3 protein-coding genes are annotated in these 5,601 nt (G+C 51.8%); all 3 read right to left on the bottom strand.

Features of this window, described 5'->3' with window-relative positions; all coding sequences use genetic code 11:
* Positions 1 to 269: 269 nt before the first annotated feature.
* On the bottom strand, positions 270 to 1,766 hold the full coding sequence (locus FC814_RS22030) for a pitrilysin family protein (protein WP_001163165.1): 1,497 nt from the start codon (positions 1,764 to 1,766) through the stop codon (positions 270 to 272).
* 219 nt (positions 1,767 to 1,985) lie between these two features.
* The gene (gene dctA / locus FC814_RS22025) at positions 1,986 to 3,272 is read right to left on the bottom strand and encodes a C4-dicarboxylate transporter DctC (RefSeq protein ID WP_000858214.1); all 1,287 of its coding nucleotides are present in this window, start codon (positions 3,270 to 3,272) and stop codon (positions 1,986 to 1,988) included.
* A 182-nt stretch (positions 3,273 to 3,454) separates the two neighbouring features.
* On the bottom strand, positions 3,455 to 5,443 hold the full coding sequence (gene hmsP / locus FC814_RS22020) for a biofilm formation regulator HmsP (protein ID WP_137326470.1): 1,989 nt from the start codon (positions 5,441 to 5,443) through the stop codon (positions 3,455 to 3,457).
* Positions 5,444 to 5,601: the final 158 nt, after the last annotated feature.

The following is a 5,601-nucleotide window of genomic DNA, read 5'->3' as shown; positions in this document are numbered from 1 at the left end:
CTGATAGAAACAGAAGCCACTGGAGCACCTCAAAAACACCATCATACACTAAATCAGTAAGTTGGCAGCATCACCAGAACAGTGTGACTTTGTAGCGCATTTATATTCCTTTAGCACGTTACGTTCACAAAGTGTGGTTACTTCCTTTTACATAAACCACAGCAGTCAGTAATTATCTGCACGCTACCGCCGTGCCTGGAAAAATATCTGCGGGTATATTCATTACCGTTAATCCCGGCAGCGCAGAAGAAACGCTGCCGGATTATTTATTACTGCGCGGGTGGAATATCCGTCACTTCAGGATGCACATCATCCGTGGCGACAGACGTTGCCGCAGCCGTAGTCGATGGCGCCATGATTTGATCCCAGGCAGCCTGCAACGATTTCATGTTAAATTCCGGCTCGCCTTTCGGCTGCAGCAGAATTAACGCCATGTCGTTCGACAACTGCTGACGCAGATCCTGATTTAACATCTCTACCGTCAGGCTGTTAAGGAAATCCTGACGCAGTTTCTGATATTGCTCCGGTGCGATATCGACAACCTGATTTTGCAGTGAACGCATCCGCTGACCCATCAGAATATCGGTATCAGCTCGTGCATAGGCGGCAAACAGTTTCTGCAGCTCCAGTTTCTTTTGCGCGACCAGGGCGTTGAACTCTTCTTCCGGCAGACCTTTATCGCGGACTTTCGCCAGTTCACGCGCCACCAGATTAAGGTTGCTGTTCAGCTTGTCGTTTGGTGACTCGATGTTGATGGCACATTGCGCACGCAGATACAGCACTCGGCAATCAAATCCAAGGCCGATGTCTTTGCTGTTATTGGCGCTTAATGCTTGCTGAACATGCCAGAACAGCGCCTCACGAGCCAGGTCCGCGCGCCAGTAGCGCAGCAGTGCGGCTGACTCACGAATCGGCTGCCACGGCGTGTCCCACATGATAGATAACCGATCCTGGCGCACCGCGTCGGTCATAATGCTCACCGCTTCCGCACGCAGCGGAGAAAGCGTCGGCACCGGAGCCGGTGTTTCACGTTTGCCTTTCAGTTCGCCAAACGTTTTGTTGATTTGGTCGACAACCGAGCGCGCATCAACGTTCCCCACCACCAGCAGCGTCATTGCATCTGGGGTGTACCATTTCTGGTAGAAATCTTTAATCTTTTCCGCTTCAACGGGCTTTTTCAGCGGATCGGCAGGATCGTGACCTAACAAAGTTGATCCTTTCAGACGATAGCGCCACCAGCCTTCTTTAGTGTCGGCAGGCCAGGTTGCCACCATATCCTGGCTTTGCAGCGCATGGTTAACCGTTTCTGGTGTGATGGTCAGCTTGCCGGTCGCATTCGCCAGATAAGAGAGCGCCTCTTTCAGCAGATCGTTACGATTATTTGGCAAACTCAGATTAAACAGCGTGGTGTCGTAAGAGACGATCACCGGCGGCATCGGGCGCTTAGGGTCGATCCCCTGCTGCCACAATGAACGTGCCTGTGCCGCTTCCAGACCACCGCTTTGCGTCAGCGCAATACGAGGAATGGCATGACTGTAACCGCTCTGTTGTGTACTTTCGGCGAGCGAACCGGTATTAACCAGCAGGCGAATTTCAACACGATCGCTGGGACGCTGGGGCGTGGTCAGCACTTGCCACTGTAAACCGTTGGCGAGCGTCCCCTGTTGCCATGCTGGATCAGGCTGGAGCGCATCTGCCTGCACATAGCCAGCAGTGGCCATCACCAGCAAACCGCCCGCTAAAAGTCGAATTTTTGTGCCCTGCATGTGAACCCCTGATCAACTATCCTGGTAATAAAAGACTGCCCGCTATCGGTCAGCCTAAATGACGTTAAAAACACTTCGTGTTAGACCGCAAGAACATAAAAATGTCACGGAGGAAGTGAAATAAACCCGAACTCACCCAGGTGGTAAGTTCGGGCACAGGGGGCAATTATGCTCAAACACCCGCACTCGGGGAAGGGAGTGCGGGCATAAGTGGTGAGATTAAGAGGATAATTCGTGCGTTTTGCCATCCGGCGCACGATTATTCAGCACATCATCCAGTTTTTTGTGGTCCAGCTCTTTAACCCACTTAGCAACCACGATGGTCGCAACGCCGTTACCGACCAGGTTAGTCAGCGCACGGGCTTCTGACATGAAGCGGTCAATACCGAGGATCAGCGCCAGACCCGCCACCGGCAAATGGCCCACCGCAGAGAGTGTCGCCGCCAGCACGATAAAGCCGCTGCCCGTTACCCCAGCCGCCCCTTTGGAAGAGAGCAGCAACACAATCAACAGCGTGATTTGGTGGACGATATCCATCTGACTGTTAGTGGCCTGGGCAATAAATACCGCCGCCATCGTCAGGTATATCGATGTCCCATCAAGGTTAAACGAGTAGCCTGTCGGGATAACCAACCCCACCACCGATTTGCGGCAGCCGAGTTTCTCCATCTTGTCGAGCATACGCGGCAGCGCCGACTCGGAAGAGGATGTTCCCAGCACAATCAGCAGTTCTTCACGGATGTAGCGGATAAATTTGAAAATACTGAAACCGGTCGCTTTAGCGATTGAACCCAGTACCAACACCACAAACAGGATACAGGTGATGTAGAAGCAGATAATGAGCTGCCCAAGCTGTACCAGGGTGCCGACGCCGTATTTACCGATGGTAAACGCCATCGCCCCGAACGCACCGATGGGTGCCAGACGCATGATCATATTGATGATGCCGAAGATGACCTGCGAGAAACTTTCGATAACGTTAAAAATCAGTTGGCCTTTGCTGCCCAGACGGTGGAGCGCAAAACCAAACAGTACGGCAAACAGCAGCACCTGCAGGATGTTACCGCTGGCAAATGCGCCAATGACGCTCGCCGGGATGACATCCATAATAAAGGCGACAATGCCCTGGTCTTTTGCCTGATCGGCGTAAACCGCTACCGCTTTCGCATCAAGCGTTGCCGGATCGACGTTCATTCCGGCACCAGGCTGCACGACGTTAACGATGATAAGACCAATAATCAGCGCGATGGTACTGACAATTTCAAAGTAAAGCAGTGCAACTGCGCCGGTACGACCGACCGCCTTCATGCTTTCCATGCCCGCAATGCCCGTTACGACGGTACAAAAGATGACAGGAGCGATGATCATCTTAATGAGCTTAACGAACCCGTCGCCAAGCGGTTTCATTTGCTCGCCTATCTCAGGGTAGAAATGGCCAAGGAGAATACCAATGGCTATCGCTGTCAGAACCTGAAAATAAAGGCTTTTAAACAGAGAGGTTTTCATAGGGTGTCCTTTAGTAAAACCACAGGTCTTGTAAGGTTATGGAGTACCTGCGGCCTTAAAATAACACCCAGACAACATCACAGAAATGTACCTGGATCATAATTGAAACAAAAAGGTTAAAAAGTTTGAACTGGCTCGCACAAACCAGCACTTTTTAAAGTTTTGTAATCAGTTTGGGGTAGCTACTTTTCTTCCAGGTAACTCTCTTCGAAGATTTCAATGGGGAGTGGACGGGCAAAAAGGAAGCCCTGGGCAATACCAACACCTGCTTTTGCCAGCCAGTCGCGTTGCGCTTCCGTTTCTACGCCTTCAGCAATCATTTGCAGATTCAGGCTTTGTGCCAGCATGATAATTGCAGCAATCATGCTGCTATCTTCCGGTAAGCCCTCAACAAACATTTTGTCGATTTTCAGCACGTCTATTGGCAACGATTTCATATGCTGCAACTGACGCAGCCCTGCGTAACCCATGCCGAAATCATCCAGCGCCATCTGTACGCCGGCGTTGCGCAGCGGACGAAGGATCGCCACCGCCGCGTGAGGGTCATCAATGCGTCGGCTTTCCGTGACCTCCAGGATCAACGTTCCAGGCTGAATACGATAACGAGTTAATAACCCCAGCATATCCGGCACCATATTTGGGTGCATCAACTGTAGCGCCGAGAGATTCACCGATAATGGCAACATAATGCCGCGCTCTTGCCAGGCAGCAAGCAGTCGACAGGATTCCTCCAGCACCCAATGACCGACGGTAACCATCAGTCCACAGGACTCAATACGATCGATTAAGCCATCCGGCAGTTCCCATGTACCATCCGCTTGCTGGATGCGCAGCAACGCTTCCGCGCTGACGAGTTTGCCGCTGGTCATCTCCACCTGTGGCTGTAGCCAAATAGCAAACTTATGATTTTCCAGTGCATTAAGGATATCGCTCTCTTCCGTCAACCGTTGTTGAGCTTCTTCCATCTGCTGTGGATCATAGAACTGAATCTGATTCTTCCCTTTATGACGGGCGGTAAATGCCGCCGAAATAGCACGGCCATAAAGTTGTTCGGCAGTGAGATCGCCATAGAACATCGCCACACCGATGCTACAGTGCGGACGTAGCTGAATACGTTCAATCGGCAAGCGTTCACTCATGATAGTGAGCACTTGCTGACCTAATGTGATAGCGTGCCACGGTTCCTGTACACCATTAGCGATCACAGCGAAGTCATAGCCACTGACCTGTGCGAGGATCATGCGTGGCGACAGCACCGATTTGATTTTCTCCACCAGCGTCAGTAGCAGGATTTCCCGCTGCGCCTCTTTCAGCACGCCAGCAGTATCACGTAACGTTTCACAAGTGATGATCATCAGTGCGGTGGTTTGTTTACGTGCGACCACCTGTTCCAGCATCTCCATCAGCAAGGCTTTGTTTGGCAAATCCGACACCGGGAAACGCATCGCGTTTTCGCACTGTTCTTCATAATGGCGCTGCAACAATTGCTGATTGAGGTTGTAACTACGCACCAGCATACCGATTTCGTCGTCCTGGTGCAGACGCGGCAAGGCCAGTTGATGGCCGACAATCTCTTGCGGTGGAATGGCGTTTAGCTCGCGAGCGATATTGCGTAAAGGATGTAATATCAGTCGATTAATGCACCAGCTAATCGCCACCGTCAGGATCAGCGACAAAAGTAAGTAAATGGTCACTAACGTAGAGACAGTGCTCATCACGAACTTGTACATGCGGAAGGAATCCGCCTGTAACACCAGATAGGCAATCGGCTGCGGGGTAGCAGGACGTTCCAGCGAGTAGACGCCCAGCGAGATTTGTACCGGTAACTCAAACAGTCGAGTGAACGTCACCGGCACCGGGCGCTCTGGAATAAAACTTTTACGCAGTGCCTGGAACTGATTAGGCAGCACCACGTCGGCGCGACTGACCACGCCTGCTGGTTTTATGCTGGCAAGAATAGCTTCCGCCTGGGGAATATCACCTTTTAAAATGGCGGAAGATAAGGGTTCGCGGACAGAGCGAGCAATGCTTTCCAGTTGCGTAGCCGTGTTATAGCGATTCTGCTGTACCAGGTGGAACAGCAAAACAGTGCAAAAAATAAAAACGAACACCATGACAACGGCCGCCACCATTGCCATCTGCTTAATTGTTAACGAGCGACTAACGCGCAAATTGTCTCCCCCCGGAAATCCCAGATTGCCGCCCGAGTATACCCGATCGCAGCGGCATTAAGAGAGGCGCTATCTGAAAACTTACCAGTCGGCGTAAGGTATCAGCGGCTGCGGCGGTAAATCCATGTCTCCCTGCCATCCGGCGGCGGAATACCGCA

Source organism: Escherichia sp. MR, assembly GCF_005280595.1.
GTDB lineage: Bacteria > Pseudomonadota > Gammaproteobacteria > Enterobacterales > Enterobacteriaceae > Escherichia > Escherichia ruysiae.
The sequence above is the reverse complement of the archived record's forward strand: the minus strand, read 5'-3'. Positions and strand labels throughout refer to the sequence as shown.

Bases quoted from the DNA above. Each gene is read 5' to 3' on its own strand.
- FC814_RS22030 (WP_001163165.1), bottom strand. From the start codon at position 1,766: ATGCAGGGCACAAAAATTCGACTTTTAGCGGGCGGTTTGCTGGTGATG.
- dctA (WP_000858214.1), bottom strand. From the start codon at position 3,272: ATGAAAACCTCTCTGTTTAAAAGCCTTTATTTTCAGGTTCTGACAGCG.